Origin of the sequence: Streptococcus moroccensis, from assembly GCF_030812835.1 — a bacterium.
Classification (GTDB): domain Bacteria; phylum Bacillota; class Bacilli; order Lactobacillales; family Streptococcaceae; genus Streptococcus; species Streptococcus moroccensis.
Genome location: NZ_JAUSTM010000002.1, coordinates 66,166 through 89,638, shown reverse-complemented (window position 1 = coordinate 89,638; position 23,473 = coordinate 66,166). Strand labels below are relative to the sequence as shown.

Here is a 23,473-nt window from a genome sequence, read left to right as displayed (position 1 = left end):
AGAGAAATATTATCAAAAGAAATAACACTTTCGAAATCGTATTTAATTTCCAATTTTTGATAACTTACAGAAATCCGATTGTTTTAATATAATGTGAACAAAAAATCTAAAAAGATGAATCCGAAAATTCATCTTTTTTGTCTTATTTTGCTGTTTCTAATTTCCAAATGTCACGGTTGTAGTCTTCAATCGTACGGTCAGAAGAGAAGAATCCTGCTTTTGCGATGTTAACAATAACTTTATCTAACCAAGTATCTCGGTCTTCGTAGCCCTTGAGCATTTGTTCCTTAGTTTCAATGTAGGTTTCTAAATCAAGCAAGGTCATGAACCAATCTTTGTTGATCAACTCATTATGCAAACGGTAAAGACGGTCATCGTTACCATAGTGACGAACGGCATCACTGACAATAAAGTCAATCAATGGTTTAATGTTTGGACGTTCGTAAAACTCTCGTGCATTATAGGACTGGTTGTCATAAGCATCGATAACAGTTTGGCTATCCTCACCAAAAATATAAATATTGTCACTGCCGACTAATTCATGAATTTCTACGTTAGCACCATCATCTGTTCCAAGAGTTAGAGCTCCGTTTAGCATGAATTTCATGTTGCCTGTTCCTGAAGCTTCTTTAGATGCCAATGAGATTTGCTCCGAGATATCTGCTGCTGGAATCAAGAAACTTGCAGCAGTCACATTATAGTTTTCAATCATGACAACTTGCAAATGAGGAGCCACTTCTGGGTCATTAGCAATCAATTGTGACAAGGCAAGGATTAAATGAATGATGTCTTGTGCAATCGTATAGGCCGGTGCTGCCTTACCACCAAAGAAAACAGTTAGTGGTGTTGATGGAATATTGCCAGCCTTGATGTCCAAGTATTTATTGATGACATAAAGCACATTCATCTGCTGACGTTTGTATTCATGCATCCGCTTGATCTGAATGTCAAAAATAGCATCTGGATTAACTGAAATCCCTTGGGACGCCTCTAAATGCGCTTTTAATTTACGTTTGTTATGTTGCTTGATTTTTTCCAGTTTAGCCCGAGTTTCAGGATTCCCTTTATAGTCTAAAAACTTCTCTAATTCACTGGCTTTATGATGGTAACCATGGCCCAATAACTCATCCAAATAGTTTGCTAAACGAGGGTTAGCATGCATGAGCCAACGACGGAAAGTAATCCCATTTGTTTTATTATTGAATTTTTCTGGATACAAATCATAGAACGGTTTAAGCTCTGATGTTTTCAGGATTTCAGTGTGAAGTGCCGCCACACCATTGACTGAGAAACTATAGTGCATATCCATATGGGCCATGTGAACACGTCCATATTCGTCTATAATGGCGAGAGATGGATCAGCATGGGTTTCTTTGACCCGGCGATCTAATTCGATAATAATCGGTACTAAATGAGGGACAACCTCTTCTAGGAAACGAAGTGGCCATTTCTCAAGAGCTTCAGCCAAGATTGTATGGTTGGTATAGGCCGTCATCCGAGATACAATTTCAACAGCCTGATCAAAGTCAATGCCACGTTCTGTTAACAGACGGATCAACTCAGGGATTACCAGAGATGGGTGAGTATCGTTGATTTGAACAACTGCATAGTCAGGCAAATCATAGAGATTTGATCCCTTAGCCAACGCTTCATCGATCAAGAGTTGCGCCGCATTTGATACCATAAAGTACTGCTGGAAGATACGCAACAATTCTCCTTCTCGGTTAGAATCATCTGGATAAAGGAAAAGTGTCAAGTTACGGAAGATATCTTGTTTGTCAAATTCAATGCCATCATAGACAATATTGTCATCGACTGAGCCCAAATCAAAGAGACGGAGACGATTTTTTGTCTTTGTCTTATAGCCTGGGACATCAATATCATAAAGTTTAGAAGTCAACGTAAAGTTTGCAAAAGGAACCTCATAGCTGATTTTTGAGGGCTTAAGCCAAGATTCTGGAGTGATCCATGGATTTGGCACAGCTTTTTGCTGATTGTCCTCAAATAACTGCTGGAAGAGTCCGAAATGGTAGTTCAAGCCGACACCGTCACCATTTAACCCTAGTGATGCGATAGAATCTAAGAAACAGGCTGCCAAACGTCCCAAACCGCCATTGCCAAGAGATGGTTCCATTTCCACATCCTCAATCTGGATGAGGTCTTTTCCAGCTTCAGACAATTGTTCCTTAACATCGGCGTAAAGGCCTAAATTAATAAGGTTATTTGATAAGAGTTTTCCGATCAAAAACTCAGCTGAGATGTAATAAACCTTTTTCTTTTGCGAATTGGTTGATAAAGCTCCACTTGCTCGTTGTGTCAAGCTTAAGAGAGCGTAGTATAATTCTTCGTTAGTACAATCTTCAATGCGTTTCGCATAGATTTCCTGGACAAATTGTTGTAAATTTAGCATATTTTTTAATCTCCTAATGCATAGCTTTCTTGAGGGGGTGTTTGATGTGTTCTTTCCCTACTATAAAGCTTGGTGAGGTTGAATAAGTAGTCTTCAACCATCCTATCTATTATAGCAGAACTCATGCGCCACTGCCAATTAATTCCTAGTGTCGATGGGGTGTTCATTCGGCTTTTACTATCTAAATCCATCAAATCCTGCATAGAGGTTATGGCAATTTGACTATTGGTCGCCCAAGCTTGCCGTATCATAGCCTGACTTGCTGTTTCATCAGCTTTACGATGACTGTATTGGTCAAAAAATACCCTAGTATCTTCAGTAATATCATCTTCATACCAACCACGAATGGTATTGTTGTCGTGTGTGCCTGTGTAGGTTACCGTATTATAATCGCACCGGTGTGGCAAATAGAGACTATCTCCGAGACTATCGTATGCAAATTGCAACACTTTCATTCCTGGCAACCCAAGATGATCCCGTAGTTCAATCACTTCCTCAGTTATCAAGCCTAAATCTTCGGCAATAATTGGAAGATTGTCGCCTAAACTTTCTTTAAAAGCATTAAACAGTCGTTTATCAGGTCCTTTAACCCACCGGCCATTAAGGGCTGTGTCATCTTCAGCAGGAACCTCCCAGTATGCCTCAAAGCCTCGGAAGTGGTCAATCCGAATCCAATCATAAAGTTCTAAGGATTTTTTCATCCTTAGTACCCACCATTGAAATCCATCTGATGCCATAGCGTTCCAATCGTAGATAGGATTCCCCCAAAGTTGTCCTGTATCTGAGAAGGCATCTGGTGGACACCCTGCAACTACTGTCGGTCTCCCAGCTCCATCTGTTTTGAAATAATGGGGCGCTGTCCACATATCACTACTATCTGCTGAAACGTAGATAGGCATATCCCCGATAATAGCAATTCCCTTGCTATTGGCATAAGATTTCAAATCATTCCACTGTTGAAAGAAAAGGTATTGGGTAATTCGGTGGTACATGATTTGGTCTGCTAAGCGTTCACGATAGTAAGCTAAACTGCCAAAATCACGTCTCCTAATTTCCTCATCTGGCCAATCAATCCAAGATTTGTTATCAAAGTGTTCTTTAATAGCCATATAATCAGCAAAATCATAAACCCACTCCATATTATCAGCCAGAAAATGTTGGTAAGCATCTTGATTTCTGTTTTCCTTAAAAGCTTGAACAGCTTTTTCCAAAATAGGACGCCGAGTCTCAAAAATTTTTGCATAATCAACAGAATCTTGTTCTTCTTGATCATTCAAGCCATCTAGGTCTTCCCAGGACAATAATCCGTCCCGAATCAAAAATTCCAAATCAATAAAGTAAGTATTTCCAGCAAAGGCTGAAAAAGACTGATAAGGAGAGTCTCCGTAACTTAAAGGACCAAGTGGTAACACTTGCCAAAATTTTTGCTCTGTCCGATCTAAAAAGTCGACAAATGCGTAGGCTGAATGACCAAAACTTCCGATACCAAACTGGTTGGATAAGGAAGATATGTGCATCAAAATCCCACTGTATCTTTTTTCCATATAACAGTATGTATCCCTTCTCTTCTATTTTCTAATTTCTAATCTCTAACACTATAGTTTAAGATTTTAAGAATAATATATGCAATCGCTTGCGTTAACTACTACCATTATACTATACCCAAAAAGAGATTACAAGTCGTTGACTAATTTTTTTTTTTAAAGTACAATGTTTCATAGTACTTCTATGGCAAGGAGAATAGATTTATGGCCTATCGTAGCTTTCGGGCTCACCTTCAAGATAAACAAACGATTAGAATAACTATTAAAGAAGAGTTTTTTGACCACCGCTTAAAATTTAATTTAGCTTTAAAAAATGACCTATTAGCTCAAGAATTACGGCTTCCAATTATCAACTATTTTCAAGATGGAAACTACTATATTTTCGAATTACAAACTGTGCAAGCGCTTGATTTCGATGAGCAATACATGGTTTATGATAACGACCGAAATGTCACTCAGTTAGAATGGGGAGCGATTGTTCGGACGTCTGTCTTTGATAATTACTTCTATTATGATGGTGACGATCTAGGATCTCGTTATTCCCCTGAAAAAACACAATTTAAACTCTGGGCACCAATTTCTGAAAAAGTTTTTGTCGTTGTTGAAGAAACACCAAGGCAAATGCGCCGACAGGCTAAAGGAGTTTGGAAGGCTGACGTTGAGGGCGATCTTGATGGAAAAGCCTACTACTATCTCCATTTAGTTAATGGAAAGTGGCGGGAGACACAAGACCCCTATGCCCTATCTGCTCAGGCTAATAGCGGGCACAGCTATGTTATCAATCCTGAAAAGATCAAACTGCGCTCAAGCTACACCAATCCTATTCCGATTAACCAATCGATTATTTACGAACTCAGTGTGAGAGACTTTTCATCGCAAAACACCATTCCTTTTAAACATCGCAAGCAATACCTTGGCTTGACAGAGTCACCTCAGGTTGGAGGACATCGTCTGGGCTTAGATTATGTCAAAAATCTTGGCGTCACACATGTTCAGCTTATGCCCATATATGATTTTGGAAGCATTGATGAAAACAATATCGATCTGGTCTACAATTGGGGCTATGATCCCATGCTTTACAATGTCCCTGAAGGGGGCTATGCTTCAGATCCTAATGATCCTTATGCGCGCATCATCGAGCTTCAAAAAGCGATTGAGACCTATCATGATAACGGGATTGGTGTCATCATGGATGTCGTTTATAATCACGTTTATGATGTAGATCAATTTGTTCTTGAAAAAATCGTTCCAGGCTATTGTTCAAGATATGATGCCAACAATCGACGCTTCAATAGCACGGGATGCGGTAACGATATGGGGACTGAGCGCCTCATGGTTCGCAAGTTTATCATAGATTCTATTCTTATCTGGATGAACTATTATGGTATGGACGGCTTCCGCTTTGACCTTATGGGAGTTCTCGATATTGACACCATGTTGGCAATCGAGGAACAAGCTCGGGCTATCTATCCGAACATATACCTATACGGGGAAGGCTGGCAAATGATGTCTGGCCTTGATGCCTCTCAACTAGCTCATCAATTCAACAGCTACCAAACGCCTGGAATCGGCTTTTTCAACGATCGCTTCAGAGAAGAAATCAAGGAATTGATTTGCCGCCCGGATGTCATTTACGGAGGACAAAAAAACCAAGTCATTGAAGAAGTATTGACCGCTAGCATCGGGATGGTTGAACTCTCAGGTCGTTATTATCAGCCGAGTCAATCTCTAAATTACGTAGAGTGTCATGACAATGCAACTTATTTTGACTACCTAACCATTCACAATCCAAGTTTAAGCCATGATGAAAAACGGCATCGCGCAAGCTTTGCCCAACAGATTATTCTTCTATCTCAAGGCGTTGCATTCCTCCACTCAGGTCAAGAAGCTTTTCGCACCAAGGGTCGTATCGACAATACTTATAATCAGCCTGACCGTATTAACCGTTTTGATTGGAAACGGACCATTACTTATAGGGATCATGTCAGCTTTATCGGTAAACTAATAGCCTTTCGAAAAGCCCACCCTATTCTGAGTTTGGAGACCGACCAAGAAATGGAAAACAGTCTGGACTTCTTCTGGTTAACACCAACGGCCCTCAAATATAGTCTGCAAAACGATACTGATGATTTGCTGATTATCTTCAACTTTGGGCAAGACGATTATTCCTTTGACGTTCCTAAAGGGTATGACCTCTACCTTCACAATATGGATATAAGCCTCGATACTCCATTAGAGATCTCACCGAATACAGTTGAAATTAAAGGGTTGTCGTTAATTATCCTAAAAAAATAACCCCTTTCAGGATAAAAAGCACTGTGCCAAACCTCTTTTACCTGAAACAGAGTTATCCTAACAGCCAAAAGAGGAAGGACGATTGTCCTTCCTCTGTGAGCGGGGACAAACCATGTTTTCTTTAGTAATGATACTCAAAAGGTTGATTAATGATTTAAAATTAATGGATTTTTAGCGAGCGTGTCGAGCAAAAACAGAAACTATCCGCTGTGATAAAAAGAGCCTGAAACGCATAGTTTCAGGCTCTCGGCAGTTTTGAGACCTTAGGCTCAAAACTTAGGTTTGGAATTCCGAAGGAAGTCGCTACCGTCCGTTATCACCTAAGGAAAGTTTCAAAAATGACTTTGTCTTCAGTCTGAGAGGAAGGACGATTGTCCTTCCTCTTCTTCGTGTTTTAAATACTATCAACAAAGCCAAACTCTGAGAATGGAGCCAGTCTAAATGAGATGACACCAATAATATCGGATTTATTGATTAAGCCATACTCTCGACTGTCTTTGGAGTTTGTACGGTCATCATTCAGGATAAGGTATTCGCTCTTTGGAATGACCCCATCAACTGTTTGAGTGAGTGTTTCGATACTAAAATCATTGGTGAAATAGGCACCATTGACAAATTGTTTATGGTAAGCTGTTTTCAGATTTTCTATGTAAGGTTCATCCTTAATTTCATGGTTAAGGTAGAGAACATCATCCATGTAAGTTACCGAATCACCAGGCTTGGCAATAATACGTCCGACATGTTTGTTTCCATCTACCTGGTAAAGAACCAAATCGCTATAATCTGTTTTGACCGTTTTAAAAGCCACCACCATATCATTTTGTTGAATGTAGTTATTGGCATCTTGTTTAGCCACCGTATAAGGCTCAAAAACATAGAGCCTGAGGCCAATTAAGCCCAAAACCATAGCAATCACTAAGATGATATATTTTATCAAGTCCCTCTTTACCATACAATCTCACTCCTCTTACTTTTATTGTATCATAAATTAAGAAAAAGTACAGATTGAGTTAAGGTTTCAGGGACTATTTTCAGTAAAAAAATTGAAAATAGTTTTTATTTTTATACTTATTCACCCTTATAAAGACCATAGATCTCATCTATCGTTTGGACGTATATAATGCCACGACCTGGCTCGTCAATGCGTAAGTAGTGACGTATGGACTGAATGATTTTATCAGAGTCTTCTTTAGAGGCCACGATCCAAACCACTTCCTTCTCAGGCTCGATGGTCATATTAAAAAGATTCGTTATTTCGCTTGAACCAGAACCCCGACCATTGATGATCGTTCCACCGCGTGATCCTGCTACTTCTGCAGCTTCAATCACATTATCCGCAAATCCTCGCTCCACAATCGTTGTAATTAAATGGTACATCTTCTCTTCTCCTTTAGATTGGTCTGAATCCATAAAGATCGTTGGAAATCCTTCTACTCCAATGACCTGACAAGTTCTAATACTAAATAACAAGCCATGGTTTGGTTTTTCAAAATGCACCTTCTGATCCAAATAATCCATTATTTCTTGCGTTTTTTCTTGCCAACTAACCATTAAAACAATGTCTTTTTCAGCATCGTAAAGTGACAAAAAATCCATAAAGGGATGCTTAACAGTTCCTAATGCTGAAACGATTGTCCCTTGCTGAACTCCTGCTTCCTGAGCTAGTTTTAAAATATGGTTTCCCTGTCCAGAGTTGACAATGGCGTATAACAGCTCAAGCTGGTTCGTATGTTCTACAGTATTCACGTCTTTATTCTCCTATTTAGCAAATTCAATCCAATAGGTTTGATCCCTTACTAGTATAACAAATGGCCAGTGGGATTTCAAACCAACTTTAGTTGCATGATTCTGTTTATCATTCGAAAGTGATAATGTCTTAGTTAGGTCGAAGGTAAAAATGTCCTATCTGTTACACTAGAAAGATGAGGAAAATAGACTTAACCATGACAGAAATAAGAAAATATCAGACCATTAAGGCTGTTTGTGACGGGAGAAAAACGAAAGATAGGGCCTGTGTGGAACTAGGACTGTCCAGAAGACAAATCAATCGTTTAGTACTGGCTTACAAGGAAAAGGGTAAGGTTGCCTTTAGGCATGGCAATAGGGACAGAAAACCGAGACATGCCATAACTGAAGAAAACAAAGCCATCATTTTGGAGAAATACAGCGCTTATGGTGACCTCAAACCCAATGTCGTCCTTTTCTGTGAACTCTTGGCTGAAGAGGATAGCCTACTTTACTCCGATACGACTGTGAGAAAAGTGCTCTACCAAGCTGGCTTTTTATCTCCTAAGACACAGAGAAAGACCAAAAAACGCCTGAAGAAACGGCTTAAGATGAGGGAGAAAGAAAATGATGGCCTGGCTCTCCTACCAAGGGCTGAGGACTTTTTGGAAATGCCTGAGAAAGCCCACCCTAGTCGACCTCGGAAAAAGTTTCGCGGGGAACTCCTTCAGATGGACGCCAGCCCCTGCAAGTGGTTCGGAGAGTTGGAGACCCATCTTCATGTGGCTATTGATGACGCCTCTGGGGATGTCGTGGGGGCTTACTTTGACCACCAAGAAACCCTAAACGGCTACTACCAGGTTCTCGACCAGATTCTGGAAAACGAGGGGATTCCTGCGCGCTTTCTGACCGACAAACGGACGGTGTTTACCTATCAGTCTAGACAGTCTAAGAAGCTGGAGGAAGACACCTTTACCCAATTTGGCTATGCCTGCCATCAGCTTGGCATTGACATCAAGACCTCCTCCGTTCCCCAGGCTAAGGGACGCGTGGAACGACTCAATCAGACCATCCAATCCCGTCTGCCGGTCGATTTGGCTAGACTGGGCATTGTGACCCTGGAAGAGGCTAACCGCTACCTCAAGACCTGGATGAAACGGTTTAACAAGACCTTTGGCGGCAAGGCCAAGCTATCGGTCTTTGAGGAGCCACCTAAGCCTGCTCAGAGAAACTTGATTCTGGCTCGGGTAACGGAGAGAACCGTTGACGCTGGACACCATATTCGCTTCCAAAATCGATTTTTCCTGCCTGTTGAAAAGGGACAAGACATCTACTTTTTACGCAGGACAAAGGCCCTCGTGATCCAAGCATTGGATGGAAACATCTACCTCAACATCGCTGATAAAATATATCAAACCAAGGAGCTCGTAGAACATGACAAACACTCAGCAGAATTTGAACGCCCTCAAGAACTCAAAAAAGAAAGACGCCAGTACATCCCTCCACAATCACACCCGTGGAAACTGGCATCTTTCAAAAACTATCTGCGTAAGATTGGGAAATCTTACGACCAATATCGGGCTGAGAAAGAAAATCTTACCCAACCACATACTAGTATAAACTATATCTCAACAAAATAACAGTGCTTTTGACACTAATAAGTCCTCGTTTGGCGGGACATTTTCATTTTCGATTGACATCTCTTTTCAAGAGAATTTCATAAGATACTGAAAAAGCAACGCATGGCAATGAGGTGGTAGTCCATAAGCTTCACGACCGTTTACTTTCTTGGTAAAGTCCATAGACGTTAGACAGCACTTGGGTAAAAATAATCCCCTGCCCAGGTTCATCCATGCGTAAGCGTTGGCGAATGGAGGTCACGATTGCTTCGCTATCTCCCACCTGTGATATAATCCAGACTACCTCTTTTTCCGGTTCGATATCCATATTGAATAAACGTGAGGTCTCATTGATCCCAGAGCCTCTACCGTTTAAAATGGTCCCTCCCTGTGAACCAGCGGCTTCTGCTGCCTCAATAACATCCTCAGCATTTCCGCGCTCTACAATAGCAGTAATTAAGTGGTACATAGCCTTCTCCTTCTCTTCTTCTAATCCTTCCTCAGTTACAGCGTAAAACCGACTTCCATACAGCGCTTTAATCGGGACAGAAAACAGTAACCCATGGTGTGGTTTGTCAAAACGAAACTTTTGATTCAGAAGCGTTTGGATAGACGCTCTTTTTTCACGTGAAGTGGCGATGAGAACGACTTCTTTTTCTTCATCGTAAAGGGATAAAAAATTTAAAAAAGGATGTTTAACCGTTCCATTTGCTGGGAGAATGGTTCCTCCAGGAAGTCCGATTTTTTTAACCTGCTCAAGAATTTTGGACCCCATCCCATAGTTTACGATAATGGTCAGCAATTCCAGCTCCTTGACAATTTGCGTTGTAATCATATAACCTCTTTCTAATGACGTTTTGACTTAAGATGATAACCAAATCCCAACAGTTGGATGGTAATAATCGGAGCTAAGGCAACCATTGCAATCATCCCAAAGCCATCGACCAATAAATCTGCGCCTTCAAACACATGAGCAGCACCCTGAATAAAGGCAAGAATTAAAGTTGCTGTCATCGGTCCAGTGGCAACACCTCCAGCATCAAAAGCCATACCAATAAATAATTTAGGAGTGACAAACATGAGCAATAAAGATAACACATAGCCTGGAAGAAGGTAGTGCCATAATTGGATACTTGGCACCACGATACGTAAGACGGATAGACCAACCGCTAGACCTACCCCTAAAGCTAGAGGGATAAGAACCGCTTTACGTTTGACATAACCACTTGTAACCTGTTCAATTTGATGAGTAAGCACGTAAACGGCTGGTTCCGCAAGAATTGTTACCATTCCAAAAGTAAAACCGATTAGAATAATGGGAAGCTTATTGGCCATCATAACCAGGTCTTGCCCAATATGGCTTCCAACAGCCATGAACCCACCATTGACCCCTACCATAAAGAGGAACAAACCTAAATAGGAAAAAACAAAGCCTGTTAGCATTTTTCGAAAGGCCCTCGGTTTCAAGGCCAACACCTTCCACTGTAAAAACAAAAATAGTAAAAACAAGGGTAAAATAACGCCCAAAGTCTCTAACACTAACGGACCTATCAAAGAGACAAAGGGACTCCATATTCCTTGCTGAGAGACAGTCGTTGTTTCCAATTCAGCATGAAAACTTTGCGTATGGGTTAGCAAATCTAGGACTAAGACAGCCATAATCGCACCCGTCGAGGCAATGGCTACAAGACCAAAACTATCTTTTTCAGAGGCCTTGCTGTCCTTTTTTAATTTCGAGATACCAACCGAAAGGGCTAAAATAAAGGGAACTGCTAGAATCCCTGTAGTAGAACCCGAAGCATCAAAGGAAATAGCTAAAAATTCTTTTGATGTTCCTAAAGCCATTAACCCAATCATACCATACAAAACGAGTAATAGCTTATATAAGGGGATGTTATAAAAAATCCTTAAAAATCCCAGGGCCAACATCAATGCAAGACCAACGGACACTACCACTAGTATTAAGATAGATGATATGGCGCCATTCGTCACACCGCTCACTTGATTCGCGAGAACCATCAGACCAGGCTCAGCGATGGAAATAATGAAACCCAAGCCCGCGCCGACTAGCAACACAAACCAAAGTTTGTTTGATTTGGCTAACCAAGCTCCGGTATAAGACCCCAGAGGGGTAATCCCCATCTCAACACCCAGTAAAAATAAGGTTAAGCCAAGAATGACAAACACAGACCCAATCAAAAACCGCTGAAAAAGCAAAGCTGGTATCGGGGTTATAGTAAAATGGAGCAAGACCACCAAACCTATAATAGGTAATATAGATAATAAGACTTCTTTTAGCTGACGTTTTAGCAAATGAACCTCTCTTTCCGTGTGTTTCAACTACGTCGATATAAAAATAATTTTACGACACCAAGTGACTCTATTATAACATATATGGACGGTCACTTCAAATCGACCTAAGAACACCATTAAAAATAAGATGATTTTCACAATGTGCGCCATTTCATGTTATAATAGTCACATGGAAACAAAATCAATTATTATTATCGGTGGTGGCATCGTCGGATCGACTGCTGCCTACTACCTTTCTAAATCACCTGATCACCAGGTTACCCTTATCGACGATGGAACAGGCCAAGCAACCAAGGCTGCAGCAGGCATCATTTGTCCTTGGTTTACTCTAAAAAGAAACAAGGATTGGTACCGTCTAACAAGTCAAGGTGCGGCCTTTTATGAGCCCTTTATGAAAGACTTGAGCAAAGACGGTTTGGAAAGCCTCCCTTACAAACAAACTGGAACCTTTATCTTTAAGAAAAAGGATGAACATCTGGAGCGAGCAGTCCAACTAGCCGATGAAAGGCGTGTCGATTGCCCAAGAATCGGTGAGGTTACCATCCATACCCCAGAAGAAGTCACTGAAGTTATTCCTCCTTTTAGAAGCGACTATGGTGCCGTCTTTGCGACTGGCGGCGGTCGACTTAATGGAGCACAGCTCGTCGAGGATTTAAGACAGCTCTTTATCCAAAATGGTGGCACCTATCTCCAAGGATCGGCAGAGCTGATCGATGAGCACACAGTTCTTTATCAAGGTGACACATATCTGGCTGAGACTATTGTCTTAGCGGTTGGCGCTTGGCTGCCACAGCTCCTCTCCCCTCTCGGCTACGAGGTCGATGTTCGCCCTCAAAAAGGCCAATTGTTAGAATTTCAAACAGACTTTGAAACAGATTCATGGCCTGTTTGTATGCCTCCAGGGGAGATTGATCTTCTACCATTTGAAAATGGTCGTTTAGTGATTGGTGCCAGTCATGAAAACGATATGGGTTATGATATTTCTGTAGACCAAGAGATTATTTCTGGGTTAAAGGAAAAAGCTAGCAGTTTTATAGCAACCTTAGCCGATCAAGACGTCACAAAAGTTCGTGTTGGCACACGTGCTTATACGTCTGATTATGCCCCATTTTACGGGACTGTTCCAAACCATGAGCACCTTTGGGTGGCCTCTGGTCTAGGCTCATCAGGTTTAACGAATGGCCCATTTATCGCTTGGCAAATAGCCCAACACATTTTAGGGCAGGATCCTGATTACGATATTGCTCCTTATTCGCCGTCAAAATACATCCAAAAGCACTCAAAAGCTTGATTTGATAAGCTTTCTGCTCTATTGATTTGAACACCATATATTGTGAGATTGCAAAATACATAACACAATATCTGGTGTTTTTATCTTGACATTCTTCCCAAATCTGGTATACTAGATGAGAATTACTTGAAGTTAAAGGAGTTTCTCATGGTAACTGTTTATTCTAAAAACAACTGCATGCAATGTAACATGACCAAAAAAGAATTGGTCAAATTAGGGGTTGATTTTAAAGAAATCAATCTTGATGAACAACCTGAATTTATCCAACAAGTGAAAGATTTAGGGTTTTCGGCTGCTCCTGTCATTCAAACCCCGACGGATGTTTGGGCTGGTTTTCAACCTGCCAAGTTAAAGGCTCTAGCCTAACCGTTTTTTTATTTTGCCAATAAATCCATTAGAAAAAGGAAACTTATGAGCCTCAAAGATCTTGGAGACGTGTCCTACTTCCGTCTCAACAATGAAATCAACCGTCCCGTCAACGGGCAAATCCCACTTCACAAAGACAAGGAAGCCCTGGATGCCTTCTTTCGCGAAAATGTGATTCCAAACACCAAGGTGTTTGCAAGTATTAATGATAAGATTGATTACTTAATCGCTGAAAACTACATTGAAAAAGAATTCGTCGGCCTTTACCGTCGTGAGTTTTTCACAGAACTAGCAGATTTCTTAAAAGAACAAAAGTTCCAATTTAAGTCTTTCATGGCTGCTTATAAATTCTACAACCAGTATGCCCTCAAAACCAATGATGGCCGCTACTATTTAGAATCTCTAGAAGACCGTGTGATGTTCAACGCCCTCTACTTCGCCAATGGTGATGAAGAGTTGGCCCTTAGCCTAGCAAATGAAATGGTACACCAACGCTACCAACCTGCTACGCCATCGTTCTTGAACGCGGGCCGTGCCCGCCGTGGGGAGTTGGTATCCTGTTTCTTGATTCAGGTGACGGACGATATGAACGCTATCGGACGCTCCATCAACTCTGCTCTTCAACTTTCTCGTATCGGTGGTGGTGTAGGGATTTCCCTCAATAACCTCCGTGAAGCAGGTGCACCTATCAAGGGCTACGAAGGTGCTGCATCAGGGGTTGTCCCTGTTATGAAGCTCTTTGAAGATAGCTTCTCCTACTCCAACCAACTTGGCCAACGTCAAGGTGCTGGTGTCGTTTACCTCAACGTTTTCCATCCAGACATCATCGCTTTCCTATCGACGAAGAAAGAAAATGCTGATGAGAAGGTCCGTGTGAAGACGCTCTCCCTTGGGGTTACCATTCCGGATAAATTCTACGAATTAGCCCGCAAAAATGAAGATATGTACCTCTTCAGCCCATACTCTGTCGAATTAGAGTACGGTGTGCCATTTAACTACATTGACATCACTGAAAAATACGATGAATTGGTGGCTAACCCACGTATCCGCAAGACTAAGATTCGTGCGCGTGACCTCGAGACTGAAATCTCAAAACTCCAGCAAGAATCTGGCTACCCATACGTGATTAACATTGATACCGCAAACAAAACCAATCCAATCGATGGCATGATTACCATGTCAAACCTCTGTTCTGAGATTCTTCAAGTCCAAGAACCTTCTATCATCAATGACAAGCAAGAATTTGTCAAGATGGGGACCGACATTTCATGTAACTTGGGATCTACTAACGTGGTGAACATGATGACTTCCCCAGACTTTGGTAAGTCAATCCGTACCATGACACGCGCCTTGACATTTGTCACTGACTCATCACACATCCACGCTGTACCAACGGTTAACCATGGAAATGAGTTAGCACACACCTTCGGTTTGGGGGCTATGGGTCTCCATTCTTACCTGGCACAAAACCTTATGGAATATGGTAGCCCAGAGTCTATTGAGTTTACAAGCATTTACTTTATGCTGATGAACTACTGGACCTTGGTTGAGTCTAACAACATTGCGCGTGAGCGTGCCGTAACCTTCCATAACTTTGACAAGTCTGATTACGCGAACGGTAGCTACTTTGACAAATACACTGACGGCCAATATGTTCCTCAGTCTGACAAGGTAAAAGAACTCTTTGCCGATATCTTCATCCCAACTGCAGAAGATTGGGCTGAGCTTAAGGCCAAGGTCATGGCAGACGGCCTCTACCATCAAAACCGTCTCGCAGTGGCACCAAACGGCTCGATCAGCTACATCAATGATGTTTCTGCTTCCATCCATCCGATCACTCAGCGAATTGAAGAACGTCAAGAGAAGAAAATCGGTAAGATTTACTACCCTGCTGCTGGTCTCTCAACTGAAACCATCCCTTACTACACTTCTGCTTACGATATGGACATGCGTAAGGTCATCGATGTCTATGCTGCAGCAACAGAGCACGTGGACCAAGGTCTCTCAATGACCCTCTTCCTTCGCAGCGACATCCCTGAAGGCCTTTACGAATGGAAAAAAGAGCGCAAACAAACAACCCGCGATCTTTCTATCCTTCGTAACTACGCCTTCAACAAAGGCATCAAGTCAATCTACTACATCCGTACCTTTACTGATGATGGAGATGAGGTTGGTGCTAACCAATGTGAAAGCTGTGTGATTTAATCAGCAATGAAAAAGAGGTCAGACTACTCTAACCTCTTCTTTTCATAACATATAAACTCACATACTGACTGTACCGAAGGAATCGCTTCAAACCCAGTCTAATGAGGACAAGGAGCGAGAGGAGCACAATACCCACTAAGCCATAATGAACAAGGGAGCGTTCCTTTTCCATAGCGCTGAACAGTATCACCGCTCCTAGTCCTGCTAATCCGAGGATTCCTAATAGAAAAGCCAACCAGATTAGAACTTGTAGGCATTTGCCTTTCCAAGTCCTTCTGGGCTTTTCCATGTAAAGGTCCGTCGATACAAACAGTGCCTCTATTAACAGTTCTAAAATAATATCAATCATAAAGAGAACCCTTTCACAACTCTTTTATAAGTATAGGATAGCATATTTTGCTAAAATTGGAGAAATTATGACCACTTACTATAAAGCCATTAACTGGAATGCCATTGAAGATGCCATCGATAAGTCGACTTGGGAAAAGCTAACCGAGCAATTTTGGCTCGATACTCGTATCCCACTCTCAAATGACTTAGATGACTGGCGCAGCCTTACGGACCAGGAAAAAGACCTGGTCGGTAAAGTATTTGGAGGCTTGACACTTCTTGACACCATGCAGTCTGAAACTGGGGTTGAAGCCATCCGTCAGGACGTCCGCACGCCACACGAGGAAGCTGTCCTCAACAACATCCAGTTCATGGAATCTGTCCATGCCAAATCTTACTCTTCTATCTTCTCAACCCTCAACACCAAGTCTGAGATTGATGAGATTTTTGACTGGACCAACAGCAATGAATACTTGCAACGCAAGGCTGAAATCATCAACGAAATCTACCTTAACGGCACAGCGCTCGAAAAGAAAATCGCCAGTGTATTCCTAGAAACCTTCCTCTTCTACTCTGGTTTCTTCACACCGCTCTACTACCTTGGTAATAACAAGCTCGCTAACGTGGCTGAAATCATCAAACTCATCATCCGTGACGAGTCTGTCCATGGTACATACATTGGTTACAAATTCCAATTAGCCTACAATGAGTTGCCAGAAGACGAGCAAGAACGCCTCCGTGAATGGATGTATGACCTCCTTTACACCCTCTACGAGAACGAAGAAGGCTATACAGAGTCCCTTTACGATGGTGTCGGCTGGACGGAGGAAGTGAAGACCTTCTTGCGCTACAACGCCAACAAGGCCCTCATGAACCTCGGACAAGACCCACTCTTCCCAGACTCAGCTTCTGACGTTAACCCAATCGTCATGAACGGTATCTCTACTGGAACATCCAATCACGACTTCTTCTCTCAAGTCGGTAATGGCTACCTCCTTGGCGAAGTGGAAGCCATGCAGGATGACGATTACCTCTACGGTATGTAAAAAGCACCACACTTCACAAAACCATCTCTAGCCAATTACTAGAGATGGTTTTCTTATGTCTAGAGTAAATCTAAGCATATTCACCACTACTGCTATTTCTAGGACGACTTTCCAAGTGATTTTGGTAAAGAGAAAAATACCCGACCCGACATACTTGGGTAAAACAATTAATAAAACGAGCCCCAAACCAAACTTAACCAAGGTAAACACAAGTGTCCTTGGAAACTCATCTGCTCCCAACCATACCAAGCCATCATAAATCCAATACCAAGGATCATAAATCACCAGCTTCATCACCAGAATCAGCACCCCTAATATCACGTAGTCCCTGCGATTTGGCTCAGCTTCTAATCACTCTAATCCCTTCATATGAGCTCCAAAACTCTTTTATGATTTAGTATAGGATTTAAAAAAACTTTGTCAAGATGAAAAATAAACAAATCTTTCTATGATGACAAACTAGCCTCCTTTTGCTTTTTTTGTTACAATAGTACAAAGGATTCGGAGGTAGTTATGCAAGATTTAGAAATCAGCCGTCAGCATATTGATCAGATTGACCGTGAATTGGTTGCTCTTTTGGAAAAGCGGATGACAGAGGTGAGTCAGGTGATCGCCTATAAAAAAGTGCATGCCATCCCAGTGCTAGATAGCGGGCGCGAGCAAGCCGTTCTTGACAAAGTGGCTCAATTGGTCCAAGATAAGAGCTATGAAGAAACCATTGTAGCGACCTTCTCCGACATGATGGCCCGCTCTAGAGAGTATCAAGCGAAGCAATGATTATTATACCTTTAATAGCAAATAAGCCCTCTAATCACCGATTAGAGGGCTTTGTCGTATCAGAGGAGCTTCTTGTAGGAATAATCGATGCCAATAGCGCCTAAAGGCGCTGTGATCAGAATACCGAGCACGGCTACTGCCAGGATGATTGGCCCTGATTCTAGACCAAGAGAAAGGGGTACAGAGCCTATGGCTGCTTGGACAGTTGCCTTTGGTAGATAGGCAATGACGCAAAATAATTTTTCTTTTACCGTTAAGGAAGTCCCTTGAAGCGATAGGATGACACCAAATGTACGAATTAAGAGAGCACCAAAAATGAGAATAACAGCCATTAAGCCTGCCTCTAGTGTATATCTTACATCTACTGCTGCTCCAACGAGGACAAAGAGCACAATTTCTGCCGCTTGCCAAACCTTCCCCATTTGATCTGAAAGGTTAGCAATTAATCCTTGGGGGCTTTTTAATTTTAAGGCAGCAGCCATGCTAACAACTGCCAATAGCCCTGAAAAGGGCACATGTCCCTGTAGGCTATTTTCGATTCCCATGAGCATAAAAGATAGGGCTAAGAGCAAGATAACCTTATAAGTGCCAGTCATGTGTTTTTGCCGTTTAGTCAACCATTTCCATACCTTAGCTAGAACTAGACCCAATAATGCACCAATAGCAAGACCTAGAAAGATAGAAATCGGGATTTGAAGGAAGCTGAAAACTGAAACAGCATGCCCCTGAGCCATGCTTGTGAAGGTACTGAAGAGAACCAGAACAAAAATATCGTCACAGGAAGCACCAGCTAAGATTATTTGAGGGATTTGTTTTTCTGTGCCAATCCCATTTTCAATCATATGGACCATGCGAGGAACAACGACAGCGGGAGAGACTGCCGCTAGAACAGCACCCATAAGCAAGGCTTCAATCTGATTAATTCCAAGTAAAATAGGGGCAAAAAGATAGTAGGCCAATAATTCAAAACTAGCCGGTAAAAAGGCCAGGAGAATAGCTGGTCTCCCGACTTTTTTCAAATCTGAAAGGTTTAAGGTTAATCCAGCCTTTAAGAGAATGACGATGAGAGCGATTCTTCGTAGATCTGCTGAGACCGCTAAGGTTTGACTGTCTAGCAAATTGAACGCAACTGGACCAATGAAGACCCCAGCAACTAGCATCCCAATGATAGGTGGTAAGCGAAGGCGCTGAAAAAGATTAGCAAATAAGAGACCAAATAGCAAAATTAAACCAAGTGATGTTAACATAAGACTCCTTTAATAAAAAAGCAAAAAACTGACAACCCTGCATTACGCAGACGTCATCAGCTTTTTTCAGCGGTTTAGGTTTCCCAAGGGAGATCATCATTCCCTTTTTATAGTAACCTAAGTTTACCACAACTTGGTGTTTTTTTCAATCTGTTTTTGAAAATGCTTTTCAGAATGTTTGAAAAGATGTCCATTAACTTCCACTTTTCTTATTTTTCATATTTTTGATTTTTTCCTTGCTTTTTAAAAGATTAAATGGTATACTATATACAGTTAACTGGTTAAGTTAATTTAGACAAGGAGAATTCATGGCAAAAAAATCCAAAATAGCACGATACAATAAGCAAGTCAAACTCATTGAGCAATACGCCGAATTAAGGCGAGAACTCAAGGCAGCAGGTGATTACGAAGCACTGCGTAAACTTCCTAGAGATTCGAACCCTAATCGTTTAAAAAACAGGGATAGAACAGACGGAAGACCTCATGCTTATATGCGAAAGTTTGGTGTTAGTCGGATTACTTTCCGTGAATTGGCCCATAAGGGGCATTTACCTGGTGTCAAAAAAGCTAGCTGGTAAACTGCTTTCATTTTCACTCCACAAAAAGGCCCTTGTAAGGCCTTTTTGTTTTTTAGCAAATGTTTCACTATGTCAGAAATATTTTAGTAGCAAAAGATAGATCTCCCCTGCCGGAGTCGAACCAGCGACTAATTCTTAGGAGGAACTTGTTATATCCACTTAACTAAGGGGAGAAAATCAGATAATCTTAGCATACTGAATTATCAAAAAGTTGTCAAGTTTAAATGGTCCTCTTTCTAAAATTATCTGAAGGAGTGACTATGCGTACTGGATTTTTTTGAAGTCTTAAAAAGAGAAGGTCAGGTAAATCACCTGACCTCCCATTTTAACTATTATCTAGATTATCTTAATTAACGCGAGGTTCTGTGCTAAGAGCTTCTGCACCATTGTCAACAGCTGTCTTTATATTTGACGCCTGCTTAGATGTAAACTCTCCTGTAGCTTTTGCTGCTCCAGTTAATTTATCTTGAACCGTTACAGATTCAGCCTCATGTTCAGCTCGTGTTTTAGTATCTACGACATTAACATTCACCTCAACGACTTCGAGATGCGTCATATCAGCTACTGCATTGCTAATAACTGATTTCATTTGATCCACGATGTCTGGAATGTCTTTACCGTATTCAACAACAATATCTAAATCAACAGCGACTTCTTTTTGACCAACTTCAACATTCACACCATCGGTCACATTGTTGGAGTTAACCGTTTTGTTTTTCAAATTGGAGAAGAAACCGCCACTTACAGATAATAATCCTGGAACTGTTTCTAAAGCTTTACCCACAATTTTTTCGACAACTCTGTTTTCATAGGTAATGCTTCCTCGCATTTCATTGCTTTCGTGAGGTACTGTAATATTGTTTAATTCATTTTGAAGGGTATTTGTCATACTAGTCTCCTTTCACTGTTGACTGATATTTACTGCTGTATCCTTATTTTTTCAAACTTTCTACAGCTCCAGTGACTGTGTCTTTGACATCCTTTGCCACTTCCTTAGCTTTACCTGAAAGTTTGTCTACCTTACCTTCAGCTTCTAAGCTTTTATCATCGGTCAGTTTACCTGCTACTTCTTTCACGCTACCTTTAGCTTGGTCTAATTTTGCATCGAATTTTTCTTGACTCATAGGTGGCCTCCTTTTTTATTAATAATTAAACGACTCGTGGCTCGTTGGATTCTGAAACTTCAGCCAATGACGCCTTTGCATTATTGATTTGGGTCGATGTTAGTTCACTCGTAGCCTGTCCAGCTCTGACAAGATGGTCTTGGACAGTCACATCGTCAGACTGGTGTTGTTCACGCGTCTTGATGTCAACAACGTTAACGTTCACCTCGACAACTTCAAGGTCAGTCATACGACCAACTTCTTCAATGACAACAGATTTTATGTTTTCAAAGATCGTAGCAATATGTTTCTGATATTCCACAATGACATTAAGATCAACAGCCACTTGCTTTTTACCAACTTCTACATTAATGCCATCACGAACGTTGGTGTTATTGACAACTTTGTTCTTCAAGTTGTTCAAGAAACCACCATCGACTGCTAACAAGCCATCAACATTGAGCAAGCCATAGCCTACTATCTTTTCAATAACTTTGTTTTCATAGGTCAATGTGCCACCGGTAGTAGCAGGTGCCTGTGTTGTTTCAACAGTTAACTGATCAAATGAGTTTGTCATAAAATGTTCCTCCTTACGAATAGGGTAAATAGTTAAAATGGTTTACATATGAAATCTTGAAAGGATGTTTTCAAGTACACCAGAGTGTCTAAAGTAGTGGCCTAAAAAGGCACAGATAGCAATAAAAGCAAACAGAATTAATGCTTTAACAAATCCTAATGTCAGGAAAGGCAGTATGAAGATAAGGCCTAACAAGCCACCTGCAATTGGATATTTATAGCGTTCTAAAAATAACATAGTACCCTCCTAAATCACTCGTGGAGCATTTTGCTCTTGAGATGTTTCAATCTCAGTATCTGTGACTGTCACTTTAAACTTCAATGGGTAGTCTAGACCAACAAATTCGCGAAGATTTTGAACGAGCAACTCTTCAATCGCTTTAGCTTTTTCTGCCGCCCCTTGACGTGGTATGATACCACCTTTTACAGATACAACAATTTTATTTTTATAAAGCTTCGAACTAACGGATGGATTTTTCATGAACACCTGATTGCTGATGGTCGCTTTGACCAAACCATCAATGGCACTCTTTGTTAATAATAATCGTCCTTTTTCATCTTTCAATTTAACCTGAGTTTTTGGTCTGGGAAAAAATGAAAGGATAAGCAACGCCATTAAGAGAATTGCTGCTAAAATAATGGAGCTCCAAAAGATAAATTGACCACTAAATGGCGTAATGGCTGGTCTGGCGATATTAACTGTATTGGCCACTACTCCTAACCATCTCATGCCTGATACCATCGGTACGACATATTGGTAGGCTAAGATATTATAGAATAATAACCCTAGTACCCACAATCCTAGTACCCACATTATAAATTTTTTAGTTCTTGACATAAATTGTCCTCCTTTTCGCCCCAATATTTTGAAGAGAGAAATGCTACCTTTTGATAAGTGACCACACCTTTTTATATCTATATTGTCAGTATAGCGTTTTCTTTTTATAATTGCAAGTATAAAGGTTTATTTCAAAATATTTTTATAGACAGAAAAACCATCAATGCTTGATGCTTGTTAAACAGCCATTGATGGTTTTGTTAGAGGACAGGCTTTTTGAAATCTAGCTAAGCTAGTCTTCATTAAGTGAGCTGTTATTGCTTTGACTAAAGAGATTTTCCATTCGAGCTTGTGATTCCTCGTTTCCGACAAAGTAGAAAATATCTCCTTCCTCAATTGAAAGGTAAGGGCCAGGGGAAAGAATCATCTGATCGTCCCGCATGACCGCAATGATAGTTGCCCCTGTTTGGTGCCAAATATTGAGCTCACTGATGTTTTTTCCTAATTGTTCTGACATTGGTACGACCATTTCAAAGGGATGAAATGGGTATTCTTTGTGAACAAGGGTTGCCTGATTACTGATAGCTTGCGCTAGTTCTTTCGTTCGTAGCAATTCTGCATTTTGGCGTTTGAGGCTGGCAACTAATTCGTTTTCGAGACGTTTAAGAGTCGTTGTGGCTTCAAACTGCTGGACATATTGCTCTGCTTTTTCTTTTGAGATGACTGTTGCCCCACTACCTTGCTTGACTTTCATAATGTTTAAGTCAGCTAGGATATTAATCGCTTTGCGGGCTGTTTCAGGAGACACATGGAAAAAAGCTGCAATGGTAGACCGTGACTTCACACGTTCACCAACTTTGTACTTTCCTTCCGAAATTTGTTTGGCAATTTCTAAGGCAACTTTTTGATAACTTACATTTAAGACGTCAACTTTAGGCATTGTCCTCCTCTTTCTAGCCAATCCTATCACATACTGGCAATGGATTTCGTTTATTATATCGTTAAAATGAGATTATTACGGATTTTCAAGCGAATATGTGACAGAAACAAAAGACGTAGACAAATAGCATTACTACCACCTAAAAGCTGTCACATCGGCATAATCCTTCTACTCTCATTATAATACAATAAAGAAATAAAAGCAAAACCGTTAAATTTAAAGGATTCTCTATGGGAATTGATAAAAACGTATCTACTTGGAAAACGATAAAATAGAATGGCTGAGGGAGACATCAGCAGAATTGAAAATAGTAAATTCAATGCACATATC

Annotated in this window: 22 protein-coding genes, 1 tRNA gene and 1 riboswitch; of the genes, 8 read left to right on the top strand and 15 right to left on the bottom strand. The window is 41.0% G+C overall.

Features of this window, described 5'->3' with window-relative positions; all coding sequences use genetic code 11:
- Nucleotides 1-142: 142 nt before the first annotated feature.
- Together J2S23_RS01425 and malQ are read right to left on the bottom strand one after the other, a co-directional pair.
- A complete protein-coding gene (locus J2S23_RS01425; RefSeq protein ID WP_307120980.1) occupies nucleotides 143-2,410 on the bottom strand; it encodes a glycogen/starch/alpha-glucan phosphorylase in 2,268 nt (755 codons plus the stop codon).
- Between the two features lie 5 nt (nucleotides 2,411-2,415).
- Nucleotides 2,416-3,954, bottom strand: a complete 1,539-nt coding sequence (malQ, locus tag J2S23_RS01420; RefSeq protein WP_307120979.1) for a 4-alpha-glucanotransferase — start codon at nucleotides 3,952-3,954, stop codon at nucleotides 2,416-2,418.
- A 204-nt stretch (nucleotides 3,955-4,158) separates the two neighbouring features.
- Between malQ and pulA the strand changes: the two genes are divergently transcribed.
- Nucleotides 4,159-6,249 (top strand): type I pullulanase, encoded by a 2,091-nt coding sequence (pulA, locus tag J2S23_RS01415; RefSeq protein ID WP_307120978.1) that lies wholly within the window; start codon nucleotides 4,159-4,161, stop codon nucleotides 6,247-6,249.
- A gap of 394 nt (nucleotides 6,250-6,643) precedes the next feature.
- Here the strand turns inward: pulA and lepB are convergent, their stop codons facing one another.
- Entirely contained in the window at nucleotides 6,644-7,201 is a 558-nt protein-coding gene (gene lepB, locus J2S23_RS01410) for a signal peptidase I (protein ID WP_307120977.1), read from the bottom strand.
- A 116-nt stretch (nucleotides 7,202-7,317) separates the two neighbouring features.
- The gene (locus J2S23_RS01405) at nucleotides 7,318-7,995 is read right to left on the bottom strand and encodes a P-II family nitrogen regulator (RefSeq protein ID WP_307120976.1); all 678 of its coding nucleotides are present in this window, start codon (nucleotides 7,993-7,995) and stop codon (nucleotides 7,318-7,320) included.
- Nucleotides 7,996-8,192: 197 nt separating this feature from the next.
- On the opposite strand from J2S23_RS01405, the gene J2S23_RS01400 reads away from it, so the two are divergent.
- Nucleotides 8,193-9,614 (top strand): ISNCY family transposase, encoded by a 1,422-nt coding sequence (locus tag J2S23_RS01400; RefSeq protein ID WP_307120975.1) that lies wholly within the window; start codon nucleotides 8,193-8,195, stop codon nucleotides 9,612-9,614.
- A gap of 130 nt (nucleotides 9,615-9,744) precedes the next feature.
- On the opposite strand, the gene J2S23_RS01395 is transcribed toward J2S23_RS01400, so the two are convergent.
- Complete coding sequence (locus J2S23_RS01395; RefSeq protein ID WP_307120974.1) at nucleotides 9,745-10,428, bottom strand: P-II family nitrogen regulator; 684 nt, start codon at nucleotides 10,426-10,428, stop codon at nucleotides 9,745-9,747.
- Between the two features lie 11 nt (nucleotides 10,429-10,439).
- On the bottom strand, nucleotides 10,440-11,906 hold the full coding sequence (locus tag J2S23_RS01390; protein ID WP_307120973.1) for a DUF1538 domain-containing protein: 1,467 nt from the start codon (nucleotides 11,904-11,906) through the stop codon (nucleotides 10,440-10,442).
- A gap of 169 nt (nucleotides 11,907-12,075) precedes the next feature.
- Here J2S23_RS01390 and J2S23_RS01385 point away from each other — a divergent pair, with 169 nt between their 5' ends.
- The 4 genes from J2S23_RS01385 to nrdF all read left to right on the top strand — a co-directional run bounded on the left by J2S23_RS01385 (nucleotide 12,076) and on the right by nrdF (nucleotide 17,144).
- The gene (locus J2S23_RS01385) at nucleotides 12,076-13,197 is read left to right on the top strand and encodes an NAD(P)/FAD-dependent oxidoreductase (protein ID WP_307120972.1); all 1,122 of its coding nucleotides are present in this window, start codon (nucleotides 12,076-12,078) and stop codon (nucleotides 13,195-13,197) included.
- 147 nt (nucleotides 13,198-13,344) lie between these two features.
- Entirely contained in the window at nucleotides 13,345-13,563 is a 219-nt protein-coding gene (gene nrdH / locus J2S23_RS01380) for a glutaredoxin-like protein NrdH (protein WP_307120971.1), read from the top strand.
- Nucleotides 13,564-13,608: 45 nt separating this feature from the next.
- Entirely contained in the window at nucleotides 13,609-15,768 is a 2,160-nt protein-coding gene (gene nrdE / locus J2S23_RS01375; RefSeq protein ID WP_307120970.1) for a class 1b ribonucleoside-diphosphate reductase subunit alpha, read from the top strand.
- A 416-nt stretch (nucleotides 15,769-16,184) separates the two neighbouring features.
- Nucleotides 16,185-17,144, top strand: coding sequence for a class 1b ribonucleoside-diphosphate reductase subunit beta (gene nrdF, locus J2S23_RS01370; RefSeq protein WP_307120969.1), 960 nt, complete (start codon nucleotides 16,185-16,187; stop codon nucleotides 17,142-17,144).
- 27 nt (nucleotides 17,145-17,171) lie between these two features.
- On the opposite strand, the gene J2S23_RS01365 is transcribed toward nrdF, so the two are convergent.
- Nucleotides 17,172-17,438 (bottom strand): hypothetical protein, encoded by a 267-nt coding sequence (locus J2S23_RS01365; protein ID WP_307120968.1) that lies wholly within the window; start codon nucleotides 17,436-17,438, stop codon nucleotides 17,172-17,174.
- Between the two features lie 219 nt (nucleotides 17,439-17,657).
- On the opposite strand from J2S23_RS01365, the gene J2S23_RS01360 reads away from it, so the two are divergent.
- Nucleotides 17,658-17,921, top strand: coding sequence for a chorismate mutase (locus tag J2S23_RS01360; protein WP_307120967.1), 264 nt, complete (start codon nucleotides 17,658-17,660; stop codon nucleotides 17,919-17,921).
- 59 nt (nucleotides 17,922-17,980) lie between these two features.
- Here the strand turns inward: J2S23_RS01360 and J2S23_RS01355 are convergent, their stop codons facing one another.
- Nucleotides 17,981-19,168, bottom strand: a complete 1,188-nt coding sequence (locus tag J2S23_RS01355; RefSeq protein ID WP_307120966.1) for a cation:proton antiporter — start codon at nucleotides 19,166-19,168, stop codon at nucleotides 17,981-17,983.
- 40 nt (nucleotides 19,169-19,208) lie between these two features.
- A riboswitch (Fluoride riboswitch) is annotated at nucleotides 19,209-19,281 on the bottom strand.
- A 195-nt stretch (nucleotides 19,282-19,476) separates the two neighbouring features.
- Here J2S23_RS01355 and rpsN point away from each other — a divergent pair.
- Nucleotides 19,477-19,746, top strand: coding sequence for a 30S ribosomal protein S14 (gene rpsN, locus J2S23_RS01350; protein ID WP_307120965.1), 270 nt, complete (start codon nucleotides 19,477-19,479; stop codon nucleotides 19,744-19,746).
- Nucleotides 19,747-19,847: 101 nt separating this feature from the next.
- Here rpsN and J2S23_RS01345 read toward each other — a convergent pair.
- The 7 genes from J2S23_RS01345 to J2S23_RS01315 all read right to left on the bottom strand — a co-directional run bounded on the left by J2S23_RS01345 (nucleotide 19,848) and on the right by J2S23_RS01315 (nucleotide 23,143).
- Nucleotides 19,848-19,919 (bottom strand) — tRNA-Arg (locus J2S23_RS01345).
- A gap of 173 nt (nucleotides 19,920-20,092) precedes the next feature.
- Nucleotides 20,093-20,635, bottom strand: coding sequence for an Asp23/Gls24 family envelope stress response protein (locus tag J2S23_RS01340; RefSeq protein WP_307120964.1), 543 nt, complete (start codon nucleotides 20,633-20,635; stop codon nucleotides 20,093-20,095).
- Between the two features lie 43 nt (nucleotides 20,636-20,678).
- Entirely contained in the window at nucleotides 20,679-20,870 is a 192-nt protein-coding gene (locus J2S23_RS01335; protein ID WP_307120963.1) for a CsbD family protein, read from the bottom strand.
- Between the two features lie 25 nt (nucleotides 20,871-20,895).
- Nucleotides 20,896-21,426, bottom strand: a complete 531-nt coding sequence (locus J2S23_RS01330) for an Asp23/Gls24 family envelope stress response protein (RefSeq protein WP_307120962.1) — start codon at nucleotides 21,424-21,426, stop codon at nucleotides 20,896-20,898.
- A 42-nt stretch (nucleotides 21,427-21,468) separates the two neighbouring features.
- Nucleotides 21,469-21,663, bottom strand: a complete 195-nt coding sequence (locus tag J2S23_RS01325) for a DUF2273 domain-containing protein (protein WP_307120961.1) — start codon at nucleotides 21,661-21,663, stop codon at nucleotides 21,469-21,471.
- Nucleotides 21,664-21,672: 9 nt separating this feature from the next.
- Entirely contained in the window at nucleotides 21,673-22,263 is a 591-nt protein-coding gene (gene amaP / locus J2S23_RS01320; RefSeq protein ID WP_307120960.1) for an alkaline shock response membrane anchor protein AmaP, read from the bottom strand.
- A 232-nt stretch (nucleotides 22,264-22,495) separates the two neighbouring features.
- Complete coding sequence (locus J2S23_RS01315; RefSeq protein ID WP_307120959.1) at nucleotides 22,496-23,143, bottom strand: GntR family transcriptional regulator; 648 nt, start codon at nucleotides 23,141-23,143, stop codon at nucleotides 22,496-22,498.
- Between the last annotated feature and the right edge of the window lie 330 nt (nucleotides 23,144-23,473).

Bases quoted from the DNA above. Each gene is read 5' to 3' on its own strand.
- J2S23_RS01425 (WP_307120980.1), bottom strand. From the start codon at position 2,410: ATGCTAAATTTACAACAATTTGTCCAGGAAATCTATGCGAAACGCATT.
- malQ (WP_307120979.1), bottom strand. From the start codon at position 3,954: ATGGAAAAAAGATACAGTGGGATTTTGATGCACATATCTTCCTTATCC.
- pulA (WP_307120978.1), top strand. From the start codon at position 4,159: ATGGCCTATCGTAGCTTTCGGGCTCACCTTCAAGATAAACAAACGATT.
- lepB (WP_307120977.1), bottom strand. From the start codon at position 7,201: ATGGTAAAGAGGGACTTGATAAAATATATCATCTTAGTGATTGCTATG.
- J2S23_RS01400 (WP_307120975.1), top strand. From the start codon at position 8,193: ATGACAGAAATAAGAAAATATCAGACCATTAAGGCTGTTTGTGACGGG.
- J2S23_RS01395 (WP_307120974.1), bottom strand. From the start codon at position 10,428: ATGATTACAACGCAAATTGTCAAGGAGCTGGAATTGCTGACCATTATC.
- J2S23_RS01385 (WP_307120972.1), top strand. From the start codon at position 12,076: ATGGAAACAAAATCAATTATTATTATCGGTGGTGGCATCGTCGGATCG.
- nrdH (WP_307120971.1), top strand. From the start codon at position 13,345: ATGGTAACTGTTTATTCTAAAAACAACTGCATGCAATGTAACATGACC.
- nrdE (WP_307120970.1), top strand. From the start codon at position 13,609: ATGAGCCTCAAAGATCTTGGAGACGTGTCCTACTTCCGTCTCAACAAT.
- nrdF (WP_307120969.1), top strand. From the start codon at position 16,185: ATGACCACTTACTATAAAGCCATTAACTGGAATGCCATTGAAGATGCC.
- J2S23_RS01365 (WP_307120968.1), bottom strand. From the start codon at position 17,438: ATGAAGCTGGTGATTTATGATCCTTGGTATTGGATTTATGATGGCTTG.
- J2S23_RS01360 (WP_307120967.1), top strand. From the start codon at position 17,658: ATGCAAGATTTAGAAATCAGCCGTCAGCATATTGATCAGATTGACCGT.
- J2S23_RS01355 (WP_307120966.1), bottom strand. From the start codon at position 19,168: ATGTTAACATCACTTGGTTTAATTTTGCTATTTGGTCTCTTATTTGCT.
- rpsN (WP_307120965.1), top strand. From the start codon at position 19,477: ATGGCAAAAAAATCCAAAATAGCACGATACAATAAGCAAGTCAAACTC.
- J2S23_RS01340 (WP_307120964.1), bottom strand. From the start codon at position 20,635: ATGACAAATACCCTTCAAAATGAATTAAACAATATTACAGTACCTCAC.
- J2S23_RS01335 (WP_307120963.1), bottom strand. From the start codon at position 20,870: ATGAGTCAAGAAAAATTCGATGCAAAATTAGACCAAGCTAAAGGTAGC.
- J2S23_RS01330 (WP_307120962.1), bottom strand. From the start codon at position 21,426: ATGACAAACTCATTTGATCAGTTAACTGTTGAAACAACACAGGCACCT.
- J2S23_RS01325 (WP_307120961.1), bottom strand. From the start codon at position 21,663: ATGTTATTTTTAGAACGCTATAAATATCCAATTGCAGGTGGCTTGTTA.
- amaP (WP_307120960.1), bottom strand. From the start codon at position 22,263: ATGTCAAGAACTAAAAAATTTATAATGTGGGTACTAGGATTGTGGGTA.
- J2S23_RS01315 (WP_307120959.1), bottom strand. From the start codon at position 23,143: ATGCCTAAAGTTGACGTCTTAAATGTAAGTTATCAAAAAGTTGCCTTA.